Annotated in this window: 20 protein-coding genes; 12 read left to right on the top strand and 8 right to left on the bottom strand. The window is 71.6% G+C overall.

Features of this window, described 5'->3' with window-relative positions; translation table 11 throughout:
• From AB0D53_RS15405 to AB0D53_RS15390, 4 genes are all read right to left on the bottom strand, one after another.
• On the bottom strand, positions 1–1308 hold a 1308-nt coding region (locus AB0D53_RS15405), incomplete at its 3' end, for a heavy metal translocating P-type ATPase (protein ID WP_362445614.1).
• A gap of 121 nt (positions 1309–1429) precedes the next feature.
• A complete protein-coding gene (locus AB0D53_RS15400) occupies positions 1430–1738 on the bottom strand; it encodes a heavy-metal-associated domain-containing protein (RefSeq protein ID WP_362445611.1) in 309 nt (102 codons plus the stop codon).
• A 90-nt stretch (positions 1739–1828) separates the two neighbouring features.
• Positions 1829–2701, bottom strand: a complete 873-nt coding sequence (locus AB0D53_RS15395; protein ID WP_362445678.1) for a PrsW family intramembrane metalloprotease — start codon at positions 2699–2701, stop codon at positions 1829–1831.
• Positions 2702–2950: 249 nt separating this feature from the next.
• The gene (locus AB0D53_RS15390) at positions 2951–3898 is read right to left on the bottom strand and encodes a sugar phosphate isomerase/epimerase (protein WP_362445608.1); all 948 of its coding nucleotides are present in this window, start codon (positions 3896–3898) and stop codon (positions 2951–2953) included.
• Between the two features lie 132 nt (positions 3899–4030).
• Between AB0D53_RS15390 and iolC the strand changes: the two genes are divergently transcribed.
• Genes iolC through mmsA form a run of 5 tightly spaced genes read left to right on the top strand, consistent with a single transcriptional unit; the run spans position 4031 to position 10246 of the window.
• The gene (iolC, locus tag AB0D53_RS15385) at positions 4031–5050 is read left to right on the top strand and encodes a 5-dehydro-2-deoxygluconokinase (protein ID WP_362445605.1); all 1020 of its coding nucleotides are present in this window, start codon (positions 4031–4033) and stop codon (positions 5048–5050) included.
• Positions 5047–5976, top strand: coding sequence for a deoxyribose-phosphate aldolase (locus tag AB0D53_RS15380; protein ID WP_362445602.1), 930 nt, complete (start codon positions 5047–5049; stop codon positions 5974–5976). Before iolC ends, AB0D53_RS15380 begins: the two co-directional genes overlap by 4 nt.
• The gene (gene iolB / locus AB0D53_RS15375; RefSeq protein WP_362445599.1) at positions 5973–6857 is read left to right on the top strand and encodes a 5-deoxy-glucuronate isomerase; all 885 of its coding nucleotides are present in this window, start codon (positions 5973–5975) and stop codon (positions 6855–6857) included. The genes AB0D53_RS15380 and iolB overlap by 4 nt, the downstream gene beginning before the upstream one ends.
• Positions 6854–8734 (top strand): 3D-(3,5/4)-trihydroxycyclohexane-1,2-dione acylhydrolase (decyclizing), encoded by a 1881-nt coding sequence (iolD, locus tag AB0D53_RS15370; protein ID WP_362445596.1) that lies wholly within the window; start codon positions 6854–6856, stop codon positions 8732–8734. The genes iolB and iolD overlap by 4 nt, the downstream gene beginning before the upstream one ends.
• 12 nt (positions 8735–8746) lie before the next feature.
• Positions 8747–10246 carry a CoA-acylating methylmalonate-semialdehyde dehydrogenase gene (gene mmsA / locus AB0D53_RS15365; protein ID WP_362445592.1) on the top strand — a complete coding sequence of 500 codons (1500 nt, stop codon included), beginning with the start codon at positions 8747–8749 and terminating at the stop codon, positions 10244–10246.
• 88 nt (positions 10247–10334) lie between these two features.
• On the opposite strand, the gene AB0D53_RS15360 is transcribed toward mmsA, so the two are convergent.
• Positions 10335–10754: a hypothetical protein gene (locus AB0D53_RS15360; protein WP_362445589.1), complete on the bottom strand. Its 420-nt coding sequence runs from the start codon at positions 10752–10754 to the stop codon at positions 10335–10337.
• A gap of 484 nt (positions 10755–11238) precedes the next feature.
• Between AB0D53_RS15360 and AB0D53_RS15355 the strand changes: the two genes are divergently transcribed.
• Positions 11239–11709, top strand: a complete 471-nt coding sequence (locus tag AB0D53_RS15355) for a transglycosylase SLT domain-containing protein (RefSeq protein ID WP_362445586.1) — start codon at positions 11239–11241, stop codon at positions 11707–11709.
• 186 nt (positions 11710–11895) lie between these two features.
• Here AB0D53_RS15355 and AB0D53_RS15350 read toward each other — a convergent pair whose 3' ends face one another.
• Positions 11896–12624 (bottom strand): VC0807 family protein, encoded by a 729-nt coding sequence (locus AB0D53_RS15350; RefSeq protein WP_362445583.1) that lies wholly within the window; start codon positions 12622–12624, stop codon positions 11896–11898.
• A gap of 226 nt (positions 12625–12850) precedes the next feature.
• Between AB0D53_RS15350 and AB0D53_RS15345 the strand changes: the two genes are divergently transcribed.
• The gene (locus tag AB0D53_RS15345; RefSeq protein ID WP_362445580.1) at positions 12851–13456 is read left to right on the top strand and encodes a DUF4291 domain-containing protein; all 606 of its coding nucleotides are present in this window, start codon (positions 12851–12853) and stop codon (positions 13454–13456) included.
• 117 nt (positions 13457–13573) lie between these two features.
• On the opposite strand, the gene AB0D53_RS15340 is transcribed toward AB0D53_RS15345, so the two are convergent.
• Positions 13574–14713: a DUF3103 family protein gene (locus AB0D53_RS15340; RefSeq protein WP_362445577.1), complete on the bottom strand. Its 1140-nt coding sequence runs from the start codon at positions 14711–14713 to the stop codon at positions 13574–13576.
• A gap of 264 nt (positions 14714–14977) precedes the next feature.
• Here AB0D53_RS15340 and AB0D53_RS15335 point away from each other — a divergent pair, with 264 nt between their 5' ends.
• The 5 genes from AB0D53_RS15335 to AB0D53_RS15315 all read left to right on the top strand — a co-directional run bounded on the left by AB0D53_RS15335 (position 14978) and on the right by AB0D53_RS15315 (position 21659).
• Positions 14978–15712, top strand: a complete 735-nt coding sequence (locus tag AB0D53_RS15335) for a DUF981 domain-containing protein (protein WP_362445574.1) — start codon at positions 14978–14980, stop codon at positions 15710–15712.
• Between the two features lie 168 nt (positions 15713–15880).
• On the top strand, positions 15881–18541 hold the full coding sequence (locus tag AB0D53_RS15330) for an alpha/beta fold hydrolase (protein WP_362445571.1): 2661 nt from the start codon (positions 15881–15883) through the stop codon (positions 18539–18541).
• Positions 18538–19416 (top strand): ABC transporter permease, encoded by an 879-nt coding sequence (locus tag AB0D53_RS15325; protein ID WP_362445568.1) that lies wholly within the window; start codon positions 18538–18540, stop codon positions 19414–19416. Before AB0D53_RS15330 ends, AB0D53_RS15325 begins: the two co-directional genes overlap by 4 nt.
• A gap of 132 nt (positions 19417–19548) precedes the next feature.
• Positions 19549–21150 (top strand): von Willebrand factor type A domain-containing protein, encoded by a 1602-nt coding sequence (locus AB0D53_RS15320; protein ID WP_362445564.1) that lies wholly within the window; start codon positions 19549–19551, stop codon positions 21148–21150.
• A gap of 41 nt (positions 21151–21191) precedes the next feature.
• On the top strand, positions 21192–21659 hold the full coding sequence (locus AB0D53_RS15315) for an anthrone oxygenase family protein (protein ID WP_362445561.1): 468 nt from the start codon (positions 21192–21194) through the stop codon (positions 21657–21659).
• 33 nt (positions 21660–21692) lie between these two features.
• Here the strand turns inward: AB0D53_RS15315 and rhaS are convergent, their stop codons facing one another.
• Complete coding sequence (gene rhaS, locus AB0D53_RS15310; protein ID WP_362445558.1) at positions 21693–22760, bottom strand: rhamnose ABC transporter substrate-binding protein; 1068 nt, start codon at positions 22758–22760, stop codon at positions 21693–21695.
• Positions 22761–22789 lie beyond the last annotated feature (29 nt).

Below are 22789 nucleotides of genomic sequence, written 5' to 3'. Positions count from 1 at the left end.
GGTGCCGACCATGAGGGCGGTCGGGGTGGCGAGGCCCAGGGCGCAGGGGCAGGCGATGATCAGCACGGCCACGGCGGCGGTGAACGCGGCGGTCACGTCGTCCGTGACGAGCAGCCACGCGACCAGGGTGACGAGCGCGATCACCAGCACCACGGGAACGAAGACCGCGGAGATCCGGTCCGCGAGGCGCTGCACCTGGGCCTTGCCGCTCTGAGCCTCCTCGACCAGCTTCGCCATCCGGGCCAGCTGGGTGTCGGCGCCGACCCGGGTGGCCTCGACGACGAGCCGGCCGGAGGTGTTCACGGTGGCCCCGGTGACGGCATCTCCGGGGCCGGCCTCCACGGGCACGGACTCGCCGGTGAGCATCGAGGCGTCCACGGCCGAGGTGCCTTCGACGACGGTGCCGTCGGTGGCGATCTTCTCGCCGGGCCGGACGACGAAGCGGTCGCCCACGGCAAGCCGGGCGACGGGGACGCGTACCTCCGTGCCGTCGCGCAGGACTGAGACCTCCTTCGCGCCCAGGTGCAGCAGCGCGCGCAGGGCGGAACCGGCCTTCCGCTTGGACCTCGCCTCCAGGTAGCGGCCCAGCAGCAGGAAGGTGACGACTCCGGCCGCGACCTCCAGATAGATGGTGGAGGAGGCGCTCTCGCGCGAGACGGTGAGGTCGAAGCCGTGCCGCATCCCGGTCATGCCCGCGTCGCCGAGGAAGAGCGCCCACAGGGACCAGCCGAAGGCGGCCAGCGTGCCGATCGAGACCAGGGTGTCCATGGTGGCCGCGCCGTGCCGGAGATTGGCCCAGGTCGCGCGGTGGAAGGGCAGCCCGCCCCAGACGACGACCGGGGCGGCGAGGGTGAGCGAGAGCCACTGCCAGTAGTCGAACTGGAGCGCCGGGACCATCGCGAGCACGACGACGGGGACCGCCAGTACGGCCGAGACGGTCAGGCGCTGCCGCAACGAGGCGAGGGCTCGGGCGGCGCCGCGCTCCTCGGGGTCGTCGTCCTCGGTGCCGGGCCGGGTCCCGGCCGCGGCCGGTGAAGGGGCGGGCGGGGGTGGTTCGGGGCGGCGGACGGGCTGCGCCGTGTAACCGGTCCTCTCGATCGTGGCGATCAGATCCGTGAGCTCCGTCTCCGGGCCGAAGGCGACCTTGGCCTTCTCGGTGGCGTAGTTGACGGTGGCGGTGACGCCGTCCATCCGGTTGAGCTTCTTCTCGACCCGGGCCGCGCAGGAGGCGCAGGTCATCCCGCCGATCGTGAGTTCAGCGGTCGAGCCCTCCGCCGCCCGGGTCCCGGCCTCTGTTGCGCTGTGCATGTCCGAACTCCTGAAATGCCGACCGGACCGTTCCCCACCAGTATCTGCTGGTCGGTCCGGTCCGGCGGCAAAGGGGGTGACGCGGGTGCGTCCGGCGTATCGGGGCGCGCCCCGACGGTGTTCAGGCCCGGCCGACGAGCTCGTAGCCCGCCTCGTCCACCGCGGCGCGCACGGCCTCGTCGGTCAGCGGGGCCGCGGAGATCACGGTCACCTGGCCGGTGGAGGCCACCGCCTTCACCGAGGTGACACCCTCGATGCCGGAGATCTCCTCGGAGACGGCGCCCTCGCAGTGTCCGCAGGTCATGCCCGACACCTGGTAGACGGTGGTCACGCCGTCCGTCCGGGCACCGGCGTCCGCACCGTCGTGGCAGGAGCCGCTGGGCGAGCAGCAGGAACCGGTGGCCTGGGGGAGCTGGGTCTCGGCGGTCATGGTGTTCTCCTCTTCGACGAGCACAAGGGGTTGAGGCGTCGGGGGCCCCGGGGGAGCCCGGTGCGCCCCGACACTCTTCACACTATACCCCTAGGGGGTATGAATGCGAGGACCCTGCCGGCCGCTCGTCCCGGAGGTCCGCGCGCTGCGGGCCAGTGAGCGCAGCCAGACCAGCGCGACGAGCGTGATCACGACGATGCCGCCGACCGAGAAGAGGGTGAACAGATGCTGCTGTTCGTCGGTGGGGGCCGGGATGTAGCCCTGCGCGAAGAGCGCACGGCTCAGGCCCGTGTCGGTGATCCTGGCGACCAGCCAGATCGCGATGCCGTGCATCGAGTCCCAGAGCGAGTGCAGCACGGCAACGCCGAGATAGGTGCCGATCACGGGCGCGGCGAAGCGGAAACGCCCGTTCGGCTTCCGGAACGAGAGGAGGACGCCGCCGGCGATCGCGGTCCAGAGCCCGTGCCCGAACGGCGCGAGCACCCCGCGCAGCACCTCGGTCTCCAGCAGGGCGCGCAGGTCGATGCCCTTCATGGTGACGGCGGCGTTGAAGGCGTAGCCCGCGCTCTCGAAGGCGGCGAACCCGAATCCGACCGTCGCGCCGAGCACCAGTCCGGCCCGCATGCCGTGGACGCCGGGGTGGCGGCGGAGTACGAACATCAGCGCCAGGAGCTTCGCCGCCTCCTCGATCAGCCCGACGCCCAGGAACATCCAGAGGGACGGGTGCAGCAGATAGGACTCCACGACGGAGGCGCCGAGCACGCCCAGGATCCCGCCGGTCAGGAAGCAGCCGAGGATGAGGTTCGCACCGAGGTCGCGGCCGTGCCGTTCGTACGCCCACAGCACGAAGACGGCCGGGACCAGGAAGCTGCCGAGCAGGATGAGGGTCGGCAGCAGATTGGTGTTGCGGGTGGCGTATGTGACGACCGCGGTCAGCAGCCAGAGGGCCGCACCGCCCCACAGGCACCGCTTCCAGAGTCCGGGTCGTGGCTGCGGCGGAGCCGGTGGGCCCTGGGGGTTCGGTGAAGCGGGCGGTGGCTGCCGGGCGGACGGGCCGGTGGAGGGCGGGCTGCCGGGATCGCTGTGCCAGTTCACGCGGACTCCTCGATCTCTACGTCTCGTACATATCTCCTAATTTGTCCGAATCCTATGGTGTGTGGTGATGTACGGCATTCGGGCGAGGGGTGCCGCGTACGGGGCGCTCGGCCTATGTCACTCGTCCGCACCGTTCGGCGCGTCCGGGTGGCGCCGGACCCCGCACGAGCGGAGGAACTCCCGGGTGCGGCGGGCGATGGGGAGGGGCCTGTCGGGCGGGCACGGGTACATGTCCTGCTCGACGATGGCGAACAGGTCGACGTCCAGCGCGCGGGCGGCGGCCAGCACGGGCTCCAGCGCGGGCACCCCGCCCGGCGGTTCGCACATCACCCCGCGCGCCACGGCCGGCCCGAACGGCACCTCGTCCGCCACGACTTGGGCCAGAACCTCCGGGTCGACCTGCTTGAGGTGCAGATAGCCGATCCGTTCGCCGTAGGTCTCGATCAGCTTGACGCCGTCGCCGCCGCAGTAGGCGTAGTGCCCGGTGTCGAGGCAGAGCGAGACGAGTGCGGGGTCGGTGGCGTCGAGGAAGCGGCTCACGTTCTCCTCGGTGTCGATATGGGTGTCGGCGTGCGGATGGACGACGACGCGCAGCCCGAAACGGTCGTGCACCTCGCGGCCCAGCCGCTCCGTCTGGGTGGTCAGGTGGCGCCACTGCTCGGCCGTGAGGGTGCGGTCCTCCAGCACCTCGCCCGTCCTGTCGTCGCGCCAGAACGAGGGGATGACCACCAGATGCCCGGCGCCCATCGCCCGGGTGAGTGCCGCGATGCCGGCGACATGCGCCCAGGTCCGGTCCCAGACGTCCGGTCCATGGTGCAATCCGGTGAAAACGGTTCCGGCCGAGACCGAGAGCCCGCGGCGGCCGGTCTCGTCGGCGAGGCGGGCCGGATCGGTCGGGAGGTAGCCGTACGGGCCGAGCTCGATCCACTCGTAACCCGCCTCGGAGACCTCGTCGAGGAAGCGCCGCCAGGGCACTTGGAGCGGATCGTCGGGGAACCACACCCCCCACGAGTCGGGTGCCGAACCGATACGGATACGGGCCGGGGCCCCTGCGGAGGAGGTCATGGTGTCCAGACTTCCGGCCGGGGAAGCGGGTGTCAATCATTCGTCCGTATGTCCGGACAAAGCATTGACAGGGTTCCGGGGGAGGGCTAGACCTGGGGGCAGTCACCCCGGACGGCGGTCGAAGGGATGGTCATGCCTGAGCGGTACGACGTCATCACCATGGGCCGCATCGGTGTGGATCTCTACCCCCTGCAGACCGGTCTGCCACTCGCCCGGGTCGACACCTTCGGGAAGTTCCTCGGCGGATCGCCGTCCAACGTCGCCGTGGCGGCTGCCCGGCTCGGGCGGCGGACGGCGGTGGTGACGCGGACGGGACACGACGCCTTCGGGGAGTATCTCCACCACCAGCTGCGGGAGTTCGGGGTGGACGACCAGTGGGTGACGCCCGTCGACGCGTATCCGACGCCGGTCACCTTCTGCGAGATCTTCCCGCCCGACGACTTCCCCCTCTACTTCTACCGGCAGCCCAAGGCCCCCGATCTGGAGATCCACACCTCGGAGCTGGACCTCGGGGCGATCCGGTCCGCCCGGGTCTTCTGGATGACCGGCACCGGGCTGTGCGCCGAGCCGAGCCGGACCGCGACCCTGGCCGCACTGCGTGCCCGCGACCGCCGCGGCATCACCGTCTTCGACCTCGACTGGCGCCCGATGTTCTGGGACACCACGCAGGACACGTCGCAGGACGCGCCGGAGACCGCGCCGGAGGACACCCCCGCCGCCCGCTACCGCGAGGCCCTCGCCCTCGCCACCGTCGCCGTGGGCAACCTCGACGAGTGCGAGATCGCGACCGGCGAGCGCGAACCGTACGCGGCCGCCCGCGCCCTCATCGGCGCGGGCGCCGAACTCGCCGTCGTCAAACAGGGACCCGGGGGTGTGCTCGCCGTCCACCGCGACGGCTCGGTGGCCGAAGTGCCGCCGCTGCCCGTCGAGGTGGTCAACGGCCTCGGCGCCGGCGACGCCTTCGGCGGGGCGCTCTGCCACGGGCTCCTCGCGGGCTGGGAAACCGGGCGCATCATGCGGTACGCCAACGCCGCGGGAGCCATCGTCGCCTCCCGGCTCGCCTGCTCGTCCGCCATGCCGTTCCCGTACGAAGTCGAAGCGGCCCTGACCGAAGGCGCCGTCACCTCCCGCCCCACCGGAGCCACTCCATGACGCCCCCGGCCTCCTCCGTCTCCGAACTCGTCCAGCTGCGCATGCGCCACCCCGAGGCCGTCGCCGAAGCCGCCGCGCGACGCCGCAGACGCCCCCTGGTCGGCCGCGGCGGCCGGCTGATGATCATCGCGGCGGACCATCCGGCCCGTGGCTCCCTCGCCGTGGGCGACCGCGCACTGGCCATGGCCAACCGCTTCGATCTGCTGGAACGGCTCCGGCTGGCGCTCTCCCGCCCCGGCGTCGACGGGGTGCTCGCCACCGCCGACATCCTCGACGACCTGCTGCTCCTCGGGGCGCTGGAGGACAAGGTCGTCATCGGCTCGATGAACCGCGGCGGACTCGCGGGCGCCGCCTTCGAACTCGACGACCGGTTCACCGGCCACCGCCCCGAGGACCTCGCACGCCTCCGCTTCGACGCGGGCAAACTGCTGCTCCGCATCGACTACGACGACCCCGGCTCGCTCGACACCATGCACGCCACCGCCCGCGCCATCGACGCCATGGCCGCGCACCGGCTGCCGGTCTTCGTCGAACCGTTCCTCTGCCGCCGCACCGGTGGCCGGGTCCGCAACGACCTCGGCGCGGAGGCCGTCACCACCTCGATCGCCATCGCGTCCGGGCTGGCCGGGACGTCCGCGTACACCTGGCTCAAGGTCCCCGTCACCGAGAACCCCGGCGACATGGCCCGGGTGATGGAGGCGTCGACGCTGCCCGCGGTGCTGCTGGGCGGAGAGGTGGGCGACGACCTGGACGGGGCGTTCGCGCGATGGCGCACGGCGCTGCGGCTGCCCACCGTCCAGGGCCTGGTGGTGGGGCGTTCGCTGCTCTACCCGGCCGACGGAGAGGTGGCCGCGGCCGTCGACACCGCCGTTTCGCTGCTGGAGCCGAGAGGGACGGGGCCGGAAGAGAGGAAGCCGAGTCCATGACCACGACCGACGACGGATCGCGGTACCACCTGAGGGCCGGGAGCACGGCGAGCGGCCCGTACAGCCTCGACATCGGCCCGGAGCGGGCCGGCTGGGACCGGTCGAGCCTGCGCGTCCTGGAGCTCGCACCCGGTGGAGTTCACACATTCGTCACCGCGGAGAGCGAGTGGATCGTACTGCCGTTGACCGGTGGCTGTACGGTGCACTCCTCAGATGAGATCTTTGAACTGCTGGGCCGGGAAAGCGTGTTCAGCGGGGTATCCGACTTCGCCTACGTACCGCGTGACACCCGGGTACAGATCGCCTCCGGCGCTGGAGGCCGCTTCGCCCTGGCAGGAGCGAAGTGCGAGCGACGACTCCCCGCTCGCTACGGCCCCGCGCCGGAGGTACCCGTCGAGCTGCGCGGCTCCGGGAACTGCTCCCGCCAGGTCAACAACTTCGCCGCCGCCGACACCTTCGCGTGCGACCGGCTGATCGCCGTCGAGGTCCTCACCCCCGGCGGCAACTGGTCGTCCTACCCGCCGCACAAGCACGACGAGCACCGCCCCGGCGCCGAGTCCGTGCTGGAGGAGATCTACTACTTCGAGGTGGAGCACGACGGCCTCGGCTACCACCGGGTCTCACCGTCCCGCGACGGCGGCACGGACGTACTCGCCGAGGTCCGCGACGGCGACGCGGTCCTGATCCCCGACGGCTGGCACGGCCCCTCCATCGCCCCGCCCGGCCGCACCCTCTACTACCTCAATGTGATGGCGGGCCCCGGGGAGCAGCGGGAGTGGCTGATCACCGACCACCCCGACCACGGCTGGATCCGTGACACCTGGCCCGCGCAGCCGGTGGACCCCAGACTCCCCTTCTACGGGACGGAGGCACGCCCATGAGTACCCGTCACCTCACCACGGCGCAGGCCCTGATGGCCTTCCTGTCCCGCCAGTACACCGAGCGCGACGGCCGGCGCCGGCGCCTGATCGGTGCCACCTGGGGCATCTTCGGCCACGGCAACGTCGCCGGGATCGGCCAGGCCCTCGTCGAGTCCGGCCGTGCGATGCCCTACCTCCAGGGCCGCAACGAGCAGGCCATGGTGCACGCCGCCGTCGGCTACGCCCGCCAGTCGGGCCGGCTCTCCGCGCACGCCGTCACCACCTCCATCGGCCCCGGCGCCACCAACCTCGTCACGGGCGCCGCCCTCGCCACCGTCAACCGCCTCCCCGTCCTCCTCCTGCCCGGGGACACCTTCGCGACCCGGCCCGCCGACCCCGTGCTCCAGCAGCTGGAGGTCCCGGGCGCGGGCGACATCTCCGTCAACGACTGCCTGCGCCCCGTCTCCCGCTACTTCGACCGGATCACCCGCCCCGAGGCCCTGGTCCCGGCCGCCCTCCAGGCCATGCGGACCCTGGCCGACCCGGCGGAGACCGGCGCGGTGACGCTCGCGCTGCCGCAGGACGTGCAGGCCCAGGCGTACGACTGGCCGGAGGAGTTCTTCGCCGAGCGCGTCTGGTACGTACGCCGCCCCGCACCCGATCCGTACGAACTCGACCGGGCGGTCCGGGCGGTGCGCACCGCCCGCCGGCCGCTGATCGTGGCGGGCGGCGGGGTCCACCACAGCGCCGCCGAGGAGACCCTCGCCGCCTTCGCCGCCGCCACCCGCATCCCCGTCGCTTCCACCCAGGCCGGCAAGGGCTCGCTGCGCCACGACCACCCCGCCGACGTCGGCGGCATCGGCCACACCGGCACCGCGACCGCCGACGAACTGGCCCGCACCGCCGACCTGGTCATCGGCATCGGCACCCGCTACTCCGACTTCACCACCGCCTCCGCCACGCTCTTCTCGAACCCGGCGGTCCGCTTCCTCAACATCAACATCACTGGCTTCGACGCCCACAAGCTCGGCGCCCTCCCGCTCGTCGCCGACGCCCGCGCCGCCCTCGAAGCCCTCACCACCGCGCTCGCCGCCCGCAACCACCGCGCCGACCCCGCCTACGAGACGGAGTACACCGACGCCAAGGAGCGGTGGGAGCAGCGGGTCACCGCCGCGTTCGCCGCCGAGGACCCGCACGCCCGGCCCACCCAGGCCCAGGTCCTCGGCCTCCTCGACGCCCTCGTCACCGAGGACGACATCCTGATCAACGCGGCCGGTTCGCTCCCCGGCGACCTGCACAAGCTCTGGCGGACCCGCTCCCCGCACCAGTACCACGTGGAGTACGGCTACTCCTGCATGGGCTACGAGATCCCGGCCGCGATCGGCGTCCAGCTCGCCGCCCCCGGCCGGCCCGTCTGGGCCCTGGTCGGCGACGGCACGTACCTGATGAACCCCACCGAGATCGTCACCGCCGTCCAGCAGGAACTCCCCGTGAAGCTGGTCGTCCTCCAGAACCACGGCTACGCGTCCATCGGCGGCCTCTCCGAGCAGGTCGGCGCCGAGCGCCTCGGCACCGCCTACCGGCACCGAGCCGCGGACGGCACGTTCACCGGACCCCCGCTCCCCGTCGATCTCGCGGCCAACGCGGGGTCGCTCGGCATGCGGGTACTGCGTGCCAAGACCGTGCGTGACCTGCGCGAAGCCCTCGCCGAGGCACGCGCGGCGGACCGTCCCACTTGTGTCTACGTCGAGACCGAAACGGCAGACACTGTGTCGGGCCCCCCTCCGGCACAGGCGTGGTGGGATGTTCCCGTAGCCGAAACGGCCGTCCGGCCGTCGGCCGTGAAAGCCCGGGAAGAGTACGACCGCCACGTCGCCGACCGACGCCACCACCTCTGAAGGAGTTCTGTCATGAAGACCGTCAACCACTGGATCGGTGGCAAGACCGTCGAGGGCGCGTCGGGCAACTACGGCCCGGTCACCGACCCGGCCACCGGCGCCGTCACCACCCAGGTCGCGCTCGCCTCCCTCGAAGAGGTCGATGCCGCGGTCGCCGCCGCCAAGGACGCCTACGCCACCTGGGGCACGTCCTCGCTGGCCGCCCGCACCGCCGTCCTGTTCCGCTACCGGGCGCTGCTCGACGCCCACCGCGACGACATCGCCGCGCTGATCACCGCCGAGCACGGCAAGGTGCACTCGGACGCGCTGGGCGAGGTCGCCCGCGGCCTGGAGATCGTCGAGCTGGCCTGCGGCATCACCACCCAGCTCAAGGGCGAGCTGTCCACCCAGGTCTCCAGCCGGGTCGACGTCTCCTCGATCCGCCAGTCGCTCGGCGTCGTCGCGGGCATCACCCCGTTCAACTTCCCGGCCATGGTGCCGATGTGGATGTTCCCGCTCGCCATCGCCTGCGGCAACACCTTCGTCCTCAAGCCCAGCGAGAAGGACCCCTCGGCCGCCAACCTGCTGGCCGAGCTGGCCGCCGAGGCCGGTCTGCCGGACGGTGTGCTGAACGTCCTGCACGGTGACAAGGTCGCCGTCGACGGGCTGCTGAACCACCCGGACGTCGCCGCGGTCTCCTTCGTCGGCTCCACCCCGATCGCCCGCCACATCCACGCCACCGCCTCCGCCAACGGCAAGCGCGTCCAGGCGCTCGGCGGCGCGAAGAACCACATGCTGGTGCTGCCGGACGCGGACCTCGACGCCGCGGCGGACGCCGCCGTCTCCGCCGCGTACGGCTCCGCCGGTGAGCGCTGCATGGCGATCTCCGCGGTCGTCGCGGTCGGCTCCATCGCCGACGAGCTCGTCGCGAAGATCAAGGAGCGCGCCGAGAAGATCAAGATCGGTCCCGGCAACGACCCGGCCTCCGAGATGGGCCCGCTGATCACCGCCGCCCACCGCGACAAGGTCGCCTCCTACGTCACCGGCGCCGCGGCCCAGGGCGCCGACGTCGTCCTGGACGGCACCGGCTTCACCGTCGAGGGCTTCGAGGACGGCCACTGGATCGGCCTCTCCCTCCTCGACAACGTGTCCACCGACTCGGACGCGTACAAGGACGAGATCTTCGGCCCGGTCCTGTGCGTCCTACGCACCGAGACGTACGAGGAGGGCGTCGCCCTCATGAACGCCTCGCCGTTCGGCAACGGCACCGCGATCTTCACCCGCGACGGCGGCGCCGCCCGCCGCTTCCAGCTGGAGATCGAGGCCGGCATGGTCGGCGTCAACGTGCCGATCCCGGTGCCGGTGGGCTACCACTCCTTCGGCGGCTGGAAGGACTCGCTCTTCGGCGACCACCACATCTACGGCAACGACGGCGTGCACTTCTACACCCGCGGCAAGGTCGTCACCACCCGCTGGCCGGACCCGGCCGACGCCCCGGCGGGCGTGGACCTGGGCTTCCCCCGCAACCACTGATCCCTCATCCCGGGCGACGGCCCGTACGGACGCATCCCCCGTCCGTGCGGGCCGTCGCCGTGTCTCCGCACGGGCCCTCGCCCCGCTCTCACATGCGCCGCAGCCCCGCGTACTGGACCGCGCCCATCGCTCCCACCACCAGGGCCTGGAACACGATCCAGCCGTTGCCGACCGTCGTGGCGGTCAGCGCGTCCAGGACGACGGTCACGACACCGGCCACGGCCCAGGCCGCGTTCAGGGCGATGACGACGGTGACCGCGCCGCGGCCGATGTCCTCCTGCCGCGAGACGGTCAGCACCCACAGCGCGTACACCGTGAGGAAGACGCCCACCGCGTACTGGACGGGGAGAGGCACGCCGAGGAACGAGTCCAGGACGGTGGCGAGCGCGAGATAGCCGATGCCGTTCGCGCCGGTGAGGATCACATCTGCCACGAGGGCAGCCCGGAGAAGGCCGTCGGAGCGGGCGGTGCCCGTCGCCGGGACCGTGCTCGCGTTCTGGGACGACATCACTGGGTCCTCCTGTCGTTGTCATGCGGTCGCTCTGGTCCTGCGAACGGTAAGGACGCGACCGGCATCCGCTCAATTACCTCCGAGGTCATGGCCGCCCCGGGGTGGCCGTCGAGCGCCCGGCGGAGAACGCCGCAGGGCCGGTGACGGACAGGGGATTCACATCGCCCGCAATCAATGCGGTGTGCTTATTTAGCATTACGGTGAGTCAATGACCCGCTCTTTATGTGGCGCAGACCACGTGGCGTGCGCCACTCTTGTGGCGATTTGGAGCGTTTGCCGTGTGCGGTGGGCCACGTGACGGGCGTCACTATGATGCGGAATAGTAGAAGGCCGACGCCGTCGTCCGGGCTGTCGTGCGCATTCCTGAATCATTTCCGACGCCACATACGATTGCATTTAGTAAAAGGCCATCATTGACCTGGATTTCCTCTTGGCCTAACAATTCTTGGCATCGCCCCACCGACGAAAGAGGAATTTCAGAATGCAGATCACCGCGATGCCCCAGAACTTCGCCCGCATGACCCGCACCAAGAAGGCCTCGCTGGGCATGCTCGCCGCCGGTGCGGCGATCGTGGCCGGCACCGTCGCCGGCGCCCCGAGCGCCTCGGCCGCCACCCCCGCCAAGGCCGCCGGCGGCAACGTGGACACATGGATCAAGCAGGCGCTCGAAGTCATGCGAGCGAAGGGCATCCCCGGCTCGTACGAAGGCATCCACCGCAACCTGATGCGTGAGTCCGCGGGCAACCCGAACGCCATCAACAACTGGGACTCCAACGCTGCCAAGGGCATCCCGTCCAAGGGGCTGCTCCAGGTCATCGACCCCACCTTCAACGCGTACCACGTCAGCGGCACCTCCAAGAACATCTACGACCCCGTGGCCAACATCGCCGCCGCCTCCAACTACGCCGCGCACCGCTACGGTTCCATCGACAACGTCAACTCCGCCTACTGAGCCGGGCAGGGTATTCACGTCGCATGACCGTGCCAGGGGTGTCCCGGGCCGGGACCGGGAAGAAGCCGGGAAAGGGAGCCGTGACGGCTCCCTCTCATCGGCTTCTTCGGTTTTTCTCCGGCCTTGTCGGTCCACCCGGCCCTGTCCGTCTCTCCGGTCCTCCTCGGCCGGTCCCCGGTCCCGGCGTCAGCGCGCCGTGTCCGTCGCCCGCTCCGGGCGGGCCGCCTCGGCGATCATCCGCTGCATCGGCACCGCGCCCACCCGCCCCGAGACCATGAAGGCGAGCACCATCGTCGCCACCATGATCACCGTGCCGAGCCACACCATCGTCTCCACCGGCACCGTGTACGCGCCCACGGCCCGCACCACGCACTCGCCCAGCAGCGCCGCACCCCACGCCGCCGAGAACCGGATCTCCGCCCGCCGGAACGCCGCCGAGCGGGCCGAGAGCCGCTGCCACGCGGCGTCCCTGGCCGCGTCGCCCTTGACCAGCACGGGCCGCAGCCCCTCGCTCATCATCGGCTGCCCCTTCAGCGCGGACACCAGGATGACGAGCCCGATGACGCTGCTCACCCCGCTGTCCTTGGCGAGCATCAGCCGCGGGTCGCCGACCAGCAGGCTCGTCACCAGGCCGACCGCGTTGACCGTCACCATCAGCGCCGCCAGCCCGTTGAGCCGCCGCTCGCACACCACGCCCCACACGGTGCGCACGGCCGGCAGCACGCTGCTCAGGGCCAGCGCGGCGAAGGTGCTCAGGCCCGCCGCCTTCAGCGCGTAGTACGAGACGAGCGGCACCCCCACATCCACCAGCAGCGGCATCAGGCCGGCCGGCAGTGCCCTGCGCGGGGCGCGCGCAGCGGTGGCGGCCGGAGCATCGGCGACCGGGGCGGTGACAATGGCGGCCGGGCTGGTCATGAGGGGTTCCTCCCGTATCGGCGGGGGCCTTCGCGGCCCCGCTCTCGATACGTACAGACTGGCCGCCGGGGCCCGGTGCCCGGCAGAGCCGCGTGTACCGGACTCCGTATGACGAATGTCAGCCCCCGCCGGTGACGGACCCGCTCACCACCCACCGGGGTCCCGGACTCCGGTGCGCCGGTAAACCGTTCGCCGCGCCCGGCGGGCCGGTGCTCTGATGGGGGCCATGACCGCTCCGACCAGGCCGCAGTACGAGATACGGGCCCAGCACACGGACACCACCGTCACCGTGTACCAGGCGTACGGCCCCGCCATCGGCCTTCCCGCCGCCCGCGACGGGCGTTTCCCCGGGATCTGGAAGCGCGACCGCATGACCTGGATCAAACCCAGCTTCCTGTGGATGATGTACCGCTGCGGCTGGGCCATGAAGGAGGGTCAGGAGGTCGTCCTGGCCGTCGAGATCACCCGCGAGGGCTTCGACTGGGCGCTGGAGAACGCCGAACTCTCGCACTACGTCAGAGGAGTCCACCCGGACCGCACCACCTGGCAGCGGAACCTGCGCCACGCCCCGGCCCGCGTCCAGTGGGACCCCGAGCGCGACCTGCACCTGAACCGGCTGCCCCACCGCTCCCTCCAGCTCGGACTCTCCGGCGAGGCGTCCCGGCGGTACGCGGACGAGTGGACGGTGTCCATCCGCGACGTCACCCCGCTCGCACGGCGGATCCATCGACTGGTGCGTGAGGGAAGGCTCGACGAGGCCGCGGCGCTCCTGCCCCACGAGTCGCCGTACCCGCCGGGCGGCGTCCCGCTCCCGGTACGGGCAGCGGCCTGACCCCGGAGGCTCGTGGGCGGCGGCCTGACCCCGGAAGCTCATGGGTAGCGGCCTGACCCAGGAAGCATGCGCGGCACCGCGCTCCGTGCATGCTCCGGCGCGTCATGGCGCGGGTGGTCAGAGCTCCGGCACGTGGTACGGCGAGACGGTCATCCAGCCGTTGCCCGCGGCGCCGTTGCGCAGGCCGCTGCTGCTCCTGGCGAGGGTGTACCAGGAGTCGACGTAGTCCGGGTCGTCGGTCCACCAGCTGGTGGGGATGGCGTCGAGCAGTGCGTCGGCCAGGGGGATGTACGCGCCCTGGTCGGTGATGGTGAGCAGGACCGCGGCGATCGCCTTGGCCAGGGCCTGGTAGTTGGTGTCCCCGTCGTCCTCCATCATGACCGCGTCGGCCATGTCGTATTTGTAGTTGGACCAGTTCACCAGGACCTGACCCGGGTAGTAGGTCGTGTCCTCGTCGTTCAGATAGGGCATCTCGACGGTGTCGACGCGCGGTTTGCCGTCCTTGCCGAAGCCCGTGACGAGAGTGAAGATCTCGGCGTCGCCCTTGAAGAACGGTTCCTTGACGTCGCCGACCCGCACCGAGTCGATCCGGGTGGTGTCGATGCCCGACGCGGCGGTCGGGGCGGCGGCCGGCGCGAGGGCGTTCAGGCCCTTGGACTCCAGGGCCTTGTCGATGACCTTCAGGCCCTCGGCGACGGCCTTCGCGCCGTCGACGTCGACGAGGTAGACGGGCCGGTCGGTGGCGCCGTCCAGCGGCAGCTCATGGGCCGCGCCGTTGCTGTCGTACGCGGTGAAGGACGCGGCACCGTCGTCGTCGGACGGGGCCGCGGCCACCAGCGGGGCCACGCCCGAGGCGAGCCGGCTCCGCATCGACGCGTCCGCCAGACCGATCCGCAGCAGCGAACCCGCGCCGCTGCCCAGGCCCTTGGCGGTGGCGACGCCCCGGTCGGCCTCGGTGATCCCGGCGGCGAGCTTCCGGCCGGCCCTGGCGGTGGCGTCACCGGTCAGTGCGCCGAGGCCGACCGAGTCCGCCGCCAGGGCGGCTCTGCGGACCTCTCTGCCCCAGGCCGGATCGGCCAGGGAGCGGGCGAGCGCGAGCGCGGTGGCGTCCTCGATACCGGAGACCGGGGAGGCGGTGGTGGCCACCGTGTCCGTTCCGGGCTGTGCTGCCAGCGCGGTGCCCTGGAGCGGGACCAGGGCGGTCGCGGTCAGGGCGACACCGATCAGTGCCGTGCGCAGCGGTGTGGAAGTACTCAAGAGGACCTCTCCTGCCGGAAGTTGGAGCACTACGGGGATGGCGGGGCGACCACCGGCATCCGGCGCGTGGTGGAGGGGGCGATCGCCTCGGTCTATGCGAGTAGACCGTGACTGGGTGTCCATGACAAGACCGCCCGGACTCCGGCCGGGCGCCGCCGGTGCGTGACGGGCGGCCCGGCGGGGCGCAGGTGTTCACGCGCATCTGCGACTCGGACAAGCGAACAAATGCCGCATCAGGCGCATATCCATCGATACGCTCCCGGGATGATTCCCCATGCCATCCCTCATGCCATCCCCCTGGCGGCATCCGGCCTGAAGATCGACTGGGCCAGGATGCCGACGTACAACACGATCATGTCGGTGGCCGCCGGCGCGGGGCTGCTGCTCGTGGTGGCGCTGGGGCGCCAGCTCCTGACGCCCGGACGCACCATCAACCCCGAAGGGTGGGTCCTCGCGTTCGGGGCGCTCGGCTTCACCCTGGTGACCACGGGCCTCCACATGACCCTGACCTGGCCGCTCGCCGGACAGGGTTTCCCGTTCGACAACATCATCTTCGGCGAACCGGCGCTCGCCTTCGGCGTCTTCCTCTTCGCCGCGTCCTTCTACCTCTGGAGACGCGGAGCCGAACTCAACAGCGCGGACCGCATCGTCCGGTCGGCCCGTGTCGCCATGCCCATCTCCGTCTTCGTGTTCGGGCTCGGGCTCGCCTGCCTCGGAATCGCCGCCGCGGGCTGGAAGTACACCCTCTTCGCCGCACCGCCCGAGGAACCGATCTCCGGGGAGTTCGCGCGGTGGCCGATCCTGGAGGCGAGCTTCATGTCCGGGCTGTACGTCCTGGTGGGCATCGGCGCTCTGCTGTTCCCGTTCGTGCTGCGCCGGCCGTCGAGCTGGATGGCCCCGGTGACCGGCGTCGTCTGGGGACTGGCCGGTCTGGCGTTCCTGCTCTTCGGCGGGCTCAACTACTTCACCCACATCGGCCTCATCGTCAACACCATGTGAGCCGCCCGGCGCCCCGGGCGCCCCGCGTCCGGCGGTCCTTCGCGTGCGAACCGTCCGGCATACCGCGTACGGAGTACGGCGGGGGAGCGCCGTACGCCGCAAGGAGGCCGGAGAGTCCGCCCCGGGGGCTGCCCGGGTGCGGCGTCGGTCCGCTTAGGGTCGACAACCATGGAGACCCCTCTTGTACGTACGCCCCGGTGGCGGCGCCTGCTGCCCCGCGGGCGCGGCCGGTGGGCCGCCGGCCTGGCGGCGCTCGTCGTGCTGGCCGGTGCGGGCACCTGGAACGCCGTGGCCGACGACGGCGGGCCCGCCGTGCACCGCCAGGACCGGATGATGCGGCTCGACGGGGTGTCCCTCGACACCTCGTACTTCACCACCGGGGGCACGGAACGCCGGCCTGCGGTGCTGATCGGGCACGGCTTCGGCGGCAGCAAGGACGATGTACGGGCGCAGGCCGAGCAGTTGGCCCGTTCCGGGTACGCCGTGCTGACCTGGTCCGCCCGCGGGTTCGGCAAGTCCGGCGGGGAGATCTCGCTCAACGCCCCCGACCGCGAGGTCAAGGACGTGTCCCGGCTGATCGACTGGCTGGCCGACCGCCCCGAGGTGGAGCTCGACGCCGGGGGCGATCCCCGGGTCGGGATCACCGGGGCCTCCTACGGCGGGGCCGTCTCGCTCCTCGCCGCCGGGTACGACAAGCGCGTCGACGCCGTCGCACCGCAGATCACCTACTGGAACCTGGCCGACGCGCTCTTCCCCGACGGGGTGTTCAAGAAGCTCTGGGCCGGAATCTTCGTCACCACCGGCGGTGGCTGCCAGAAGTTCGAGAAGCGGCTCTGCGCGATGTACGAACGGGTCGCCGTCAGCGGGAAACCGGACGCCGCCGCGCGGGCGCTGCTCACCGAGCGGTCACCGAGCGCCGTCGCCGACCGCATCCGGGTGCCCGCGCTCATCGTGCAGGGACAGTCCGACTCCCTCTTCCCGCTCGGCCAGGCCGACGCCATGGCCAAGGCCGTCAGCGGCAACGGCGCACCCGTCGCCGTCGACTGGATCGCCGGCGGGCACGACGGCGGCAACCTGGAGACCGACCGGGTCCAACGGCGGATCGGCGACTGGTTCGACCGTTATCTCAAGGACGACAAGGGCGCCGACACCGGGCCCGGTTTCCGGGTCACCCGCACCGGAGGCATCGACTCCACCGACGGGGCCACCCTGGTGCGCGGGGCGAGCAGTGACACCTACCCCGGGCTGGACAACGGCACGCAGAGCATCGAACTGGGCCGTCGCACCCAGACGTTCCGCAACCCCGCCGGGGCGGGCCCGCCCGCCATCTCCGCCGTACCCGGAGCGGGCGGCGGCCTCGCCCAGCTCTCGTCCCTGGGCGTCGGGCTCTCGGTCGACTTCCCCGGACAGCACGCCCGCTTCGACTCCGCCCCGCTGGACGAGCCGCTGAACGTCACCGGCTCACCGGCCGTCCGGGTCGCCGTCGAGGCGAAGCGGGGCGACGCGGTGCTGTTCGGCAAGGTGTACGACGTGTCCCCGGACGGCAAGCAGCAACTGCTGCCCTCCCAGCTGGTCGCCCCCTACCGGATCACCCCCGACCAGCAGGGCAGGCCGGTCCGGCTGACCCTCCCCGCCATCGACCACCGGTTCGACGCGGGACACCGGCTCCGCCTCGTCCTCTCCGCCACCGACCTCGGCTACGCCTCACCGGCCGAGCCGACGACGTACACCGTGACCCCCGCGGGACCGCTGACCGTCCCCACCGCCCCCGCCCTGAGGACCGCACCAGCCACCACGCCCTGGTGGACCTGGGGGCTTCCGGCCGCCGCCGTGGTGATCGCCGCCCTGATGCTGCTCACCGCCCGCCGCCGCACCGCCACGCCCGCACCCGACCCGGCACTCGCCGGCGTACCCCTCCAGATCACCGGCCTGGCCAAGAAGTACGCCAGGTCCGCCGACCGGTACGCCGTGAAGGACCTGTCCTTCCGGGTCGAGAAGGGCCAGGTGCTCGGCCTCCTCGGGCCCAACGGCGCGGGCAAGACCACGACCCTGCGCATGCTGATGGGACTCATCACCCCCGACGACGGCGAGATCCGCGTCTTCGGCCAGGCCATCCGGCCGGGCGCACCCGTGCTCTCCCGCGTCGGCTCGTTCGTCGAGGGCGCCGGATTCCTGCCGCACCTGTCCGGGCGCGCCAACCTGGAGCTCTACTGGCAGGCCACCGGGCGCCCCGCCGAGGACGCGCACCTGGAGGAGGCCCTGGAGATCGCCGGGCTCGGCGACGCCCTGGCCCGCGCCGTCCGTACGTACTCGCAGGGCATGCGGCAGCGGCTGGCCATCGCCCAGGCCATGCTCGGCCTGCCGGACCTGCTCATCCTCGACGAACCGACCAACGGCCTCGACCCGCCCCAGATCCGCGAGATGCGTGACGTGATGATCCGTTACGCGGCCGGGGGCCGGACCGTCATCGTCTCCAGCCACCTGCTCTCCGAGGTCGAGCAGTCCTGCACCCACCTCGTGGTCATGGACCGCGGCCGGCTCGTCCAGGCGGGCCCGGTCGCCGAGATCACCGGCTCCGGCGACATGCTGCTCGTCACCACCGCGCAGGAGATCGCCGAACCGCTCGTGGAGAAGATCGCCGCACTCGCGGGGATCGGCTCGGCGGCCCGCACCGGCGACGGCCTCGGACTGCTGGTCCGGCTCGACGGCGCCACCCCGACCGGGCTGATCGCCGAACTCGTCAGGCTGGACGTGCCGCTGACCGGTGTCGGACCGCACCGCCGCCTGGAGGACGCGTTCCTCACCCTGATCTCCGGAGGCTCCGCATGAGTGCCGCAGTCGATCTCGCCGGGAGCGCCGAAGCCCCCGGCTACCGGGCCCGGCGCACCCTGCCGCTGCGCGTCGAGGCGGTACGCCAGCTGCGCAGGCGCCGCACCCTGCTCATGGGCGGGGTGCTGGCCGTGCTGCCGTTCGTCCTGATCACCGCGTTCGCGATCGGCGGCACCCCGGGTTCGCGGGGCGGCGGCAGCGGCCGGATCACCCTGATGGACACCGCGACCGCGTCCGCAGCGAACTTCGCCGCGACCTGCCTCTTCGTCTCGGCCGGGTTCCTGCTGGTGGTCCCGGTCGCACTGTTCTGCGGGGACACCGTCGCCTCCGAGGCGAGCTGGTCCTCGCTGCGCTATCTGCTGGCGGCACCCGTCCCACGGGCCAGGCTGCTGTGGAGCAAGCTCGTCGTGGCGCTCGGCTTCAGCCTGGCCGCGATGGTGCTGCTGCCGCTGGTCGCACTGGCCGCGGGAGCCGTCGCGTACGGCTGGGGACCGCTCGAACTGCCCACCGGGGGAGCGCTCGCGGCCTCGGTGGCCGTGCCGCGGCTCGCGCTCGTCGTCGCGTTCGTCTTCGTCTCCCAACTGGTCACCGCGGGGCTGGCGTTCTGGCTGTCCACGAAGACCGACGCCCCGCTGGGCGCGGTCGGCGGCGCGGTCGGGCTGACCATCGTCGGCAACGTCCTGGACGCCGTCACCGCGCTCGGCTCCTGGCGCGAATTCCTGCCCGCGCACTGGCAGTTCGCCTGGGCGGACGCGCTCCAGCCCGGCATCGAATGGGGCGGCATGGTCAAGGGATCCGCGATCTCGGTGACGTATGCCCTGATCCTGTTCGCCCTCGCCTTCCGCGGGTTCAGCCGTAAGGACATCGTGTCCTGAGCCCGGCGTTCCGCCGCCTTCCCGCCCTCCGTTGCCGCATCGAGACGCTTCCGCAACGTTCTCGTCCGCTCCCCGGCGCCGCCTCGCACGTCACATTCACAAGTGCTGGCACGACGACGCTGGGGGCAGACGATGGAACACCGGACAGGCGGATACGCGAAGAAGCACGTGCGGACATGGCAGGGGGTGCTCGGTGTGCTGCTGGCGGGCGGGGTGCTGCTCACCGGCTGCTCCGGGACGCCGAGCGCGGACAAGACCTCCGCCGACGGCCGGCGCGGCGGCCCGCTCCCGGCACCCGCGCCCGCCGCGACGGGCGGCGCGGCCGAAAGCGACGCGGCCGAGAAGCGGGACGGGCTGCGGGAGTCCGCACCGCCCGACTACCTCTCCACCTTCGCCCTGGACGTCGACACCGCCTCGTACGGCTACGCCCGCCGCACCCTCGGCGACAGCAGGCTGCCGGATCCGTCCACCGTGCGGGCCGAGGAGTTCGTCAACAGCTTCCGCCAGGGCTACCGGCGCCCGGACGGCAACGGCTTCACCGTGAACATCGACGGTGCCCGCGCCGGGGCGAAGGGCGACGACTGGTCGCTGGTGCGGGTGGGGCTCGCCACCCGGGCCGCTCCCGCCCGCGGCGAACGCCCGCCCGCCGCGCTCACCTTCGTCGTCGACATCTCCGGCTCGATGGCCGAGACGGGCCGCCTCGACCTGGTGAAGAAGTCCCTGGACATCCTCACCGACGAACTCCGCGACGACGACTCGGTCTCCCTGGTCACCTTCAGCGACGAGGCGAAGACCCTGCTGCCGATGACCCGGCTGCGGGACCACCGCGGCAGGATCCGCGACCGGGTCGACTCCATGGAACCCACCGATTCCACCAATGTGGAAGCCGGCATCCGACGCGGCTACGAGGAGGCGGTCGACGGCCGCGTCGAGGGCGCCAACAACCGGGTCGTGCTGCTCTCCGACGCCCTCGCCAACACCGGCGAGACCGACGCCGACGCCATCCTGGAACGCATCGGCTCCGCCCGCCGCGACCACGGCATCACCCTCTTCGGGGTCGGCGTCGGCAGCGACTACGGCGACGCGCTGATGGAGCGGCTCACCGACAAGGGCGACGGCCACACCACGTACATCGCCGACGAGGAGCAGGCCCGCAAGGTCTTCGTCGACCAGCTGCCCGCACACCTCGAACTGACGGCCCGCGACGCCAAGGCCCAGGTCGCCTTCGACCGGGACACCGTCGAACAGTTCAGGCTCATCGGGTACGAGGACCGCAAGGTCGCCGACGAGGACTTCCGCAACGACCGCGTCGACGGCGGCGAGGTCGGCCCCGGCCACACGGTGACCGCGCTCTACGCCGTACGCCTGAGGGCGGGCGCCTCCGGCCATGTGGCGACGGCGACCGTGCGCTGGCTGGACCCCAGGACCCGGGCGCCGCACGAGCAGCACGGCACGGTCGGCACGGAAGCCGTCGACGGCCCGCTGTGGGACGGCGGCAGCACGCGCCTCCAAGTGACCGTGACCGCCGCGTACTTCGCCGAGGCGCTGCGCGGCGGCCGGCTGCCGGGCGCGCCCGGACTCGGTGAACTCTCCGCGCACGCGAGGAAACTGGCCGCCGAGACCGAGGACGAGTCGGTGCGGAAGCTGGCGATCATGATCGGGCAGGCCGACCGGCTCAAGAACGGCCCGGTCGACGACGGTTCCGGGGAGGTGCCGGAGGGCGAGCTGGACTGAACGGGGAACGGGGCCGGCACGCCGAGGACATGATGACCCTCATGTCCTCCACCCTGTCCTCCCTGTTCCTGGCGCTCGCCGTGATCACGACGGGCCTCTACGCCGGATTCATGCTGACCTTCCTGATCGCGATCATGCCGGGCATCGCGGCACTGCCCGACGAGCGGTTCACGGCCGCCATGCGCCGCTTCAACGAAAAGGTGCCGGGACCGGCCTTCCTGGTCCTCTTCCTCGGCGTGATCGCGTTCCCGGCCGTCGTGGCCTTCGGCGGCGACGGCGGCTCGGACCGGGTGCTCGCCGTCGCCGCGCTGGTCTGCGCGGTCGCCGGCCACCTGATCACGATCGCCGGCAACATCCCGCTCAACAAGGCGCTCGCGGAGTCCGAGGGCGGCGACGACGGCGCGGCCCGCACGGCGTTCGAGTCCCGCTGGAACCGGCTCCACCGGGTCAGGACCCTTCTGTCCCTCGCCGCGTTCGCCCTGCTGGCCGTGGTCGGGGCGGAGTTCTAGGCCCGGTCCGGCGGGCCGGCCGGTTCCCTCCGCTCAGAAGTCGAACCGGTCGATGTTGCCGCGGTCGAACACGGTCGGCTTGCCGAGGACCACCTCGCCGTCCTCGCCGACCGTGTACTCACCGAGCCGGCCCGCCTCGAACTTCTCGCCCTGCGCGCCGGTGATCCGCCCCGACGCCAGCGCGGCGGCGGCGTACGCACCGAGGTGGCCCAGATCCTCCGGGTTCCACAGCGAGAACTGCTCGACGGTGCCGTCCTTGACGTACTTGCGCATCTGGTTCGGCGTGCCCAGGCCGTTCAGCACGACCTCGCCCTTGTACGAGGAGTCGCTCAGATAGCGTGCGGCGGCGGCGATGCCGACCGTGGTGGGCGAGATGATGCCCTTCAGGTCCGGGTACGCCTGCATCAGGCCCTGGGTCTGCTGGAACGACTTCTGGTCCGCGTCGTCCCCGTACGCCACCTTCACCAGCTTCATGTCCTTGTACCTGGGCAGCTTCAACTCCTCCCGCATGAAGCCGATCCAGGTGTTCTGGTTGGTGGCGTTCTGGGTGGCCGAGAGGATCGCGATCTTCCCCCGGTAGCCGATCTGCTCGCCCAGGTGCCGGACCAGGCTGCGGCCGATCTCCTCGGAGCCCGCCTGGTTGATGAAGAGCTGGCGGCAGTCCTTCGCGGTGTCGGAGTCGTACGCGACGACCTTGATGTTCTTCCGCATGGCCTGTTTCAGCGGCCCGCACACCGCGTTGGGGTCGTTGGCCGCCACCAGGATCGCGTCCTGGCGCTGCTGGATCAGTGTGTTGATGTAGCTGACCTGCGAGGAGGCGCCGGCGTCGGACGGACCGACCTCCTTGCCCGTGCCGCCGAACTCCCGGGCGGCCGCGATGCCCGCGTCGTCCACGATCTTCTCGTACGGGTTGTTGATCTGCTTGGGCAGGAAGGCGAGCTTCAGGCCCTTCTTCAGCGGCGCGTCCGGATCGGCCTTCGCGGTCGGACCGGCCTTCGCGGAACCCCGGTCCGTGCTGTCCTTCGTGGTGCCGGAGCAGGCGCTCAGGACGAGGGCGAGCGACACGGCGGTGGCGGCGGTTGCGACGGTGCGGAGCATCATGGCGGTGACGTGCCTTTCGACGGGGGACA

The organism is Streptomyces sp. NPDC048295 (assembly GCF_040652135.1).
Classification (GTDB): Bacteria; Actinomycetota; Actinomycetes; order Streptomycetales; family Streptomycetaceae; genus Streptomyces.
Note: the sequence above shows the minus strand (reverse complement) of the source record. Positions and strands in the feature narration are given on the sequence as shown.

Coding starts and splice junctions, on each gene's coding strand:
- AB0D53_RS15345 (WP_362445580.1), top strand. CDS start 12,851: ATGACCGCTCCGACCAGGCCGCAGTACGAGATACGGGCCCAGCACACG.
- AB0D53_RS15380 (WP_362445602.1), top strand. CDS start 5,047: ATGACGCCCCCGGCCTCCTCCGTCTCCGAACTCGTCCAGCTGCGCATG.
- AB0D53_RS15330 (WP_362445571.1), top strand. CDS start 15,881: ATGGAGACCCCTCTTGTACGTACGCCCCGGTGGCGGCGCCTGCTGCCC.
- iolB (WP_362445599.1), top strand. CDS start 5,973: ATGACCACGACCGACGACGGATCGCGGTACCACCTGAGGGCCGGGAGC.
- iolC (WP_362445605.1), top strand. CDS start 4,031: ATGCCTGAGCGGTACGACGTCATCACCATGGGCCGCATCGGTGTGGAT.
- AB0D53_RS15320 (WP_362445564.1), top strand. CDS start 19,549: ATGGAACACCGGACAGGCGGATACGCGAAGAAGCACGTGCGGACATGG.
- mmsA (WP_362445592.1), top strand. CDS start 8,747: ATGAAGACCGTCAACCACTGGATCGGTGGCAAGACCGTCGAGGGCGCG.
- AB0D53_RS15355 (WP_362445586.1), top strand. CDS start 11,239: ATGCAGATCACCGCGATGCCCCAGAACTTCGCCCGCATGACCCGCACC.
- AB0D53_RS15325 (WP_362445568.1), top strand. CDS start 18,538: ATGAGTGCCGCAGTCGATCTCGCCGGGAGCGCCGAAGCCCCCGGCTAC.
- iolD (WP_362445596.1), top strand. CDS start 6,854: ATGAGTACCCGTCACCTCACCACGGCGCAGGCCCTGATGGCCTTCCTG.
- AB0D53_RS15360 (WP_362445589.1), bottom strand. CDS start 10,754: ATGTCGTCCCAGAACGCGAGCACGGTCCCGGCGACGGGCACCGCCCGC.
- rhaS (WP_362445558.1), bottom strand. CDS start 22,760: ATGATGCTCCGCACCGTCGCAACCGCCGCCACCGCCGTGTCGCTCGCC.
- AB0D53_RS15315 (WP_362445561.1), top strand. CDS start 21,192: ATGTCCTCCACCCTGTCCTCCCTGTTCCTGGCGCTCGCCGTGATCACG.
- AB0D53_RS15350 (WP_362445583.1), bottom strand. CDS start 12,624: ATGACCAGCCCGGCCGCCATTGTCACCGCCCCGGTCGCCGATGCTCCG.
- AB0D53_RS15390 (WP_362445608.1), bottom strand. CDS start 3,898: ATGACCTCCTCCGCAGGGGCCCCGGCCCGTATCCGTATCGGTTCGGCA.
- AB0D53_RS15400 (WP_362445611.1), bottom strand. CDS start 1,738: ATGACCGCCGAGACCCAGCTCCCCCAGGCCACCGGTTCCTGCTGCTCG.
- AB0D53_RS15335 (WP_362445574.1), top strand. CDS start 14,978: ATGATTCCCCATGCCATCCCTCATGCCATCCCCCTGGCGGCATCCGGC.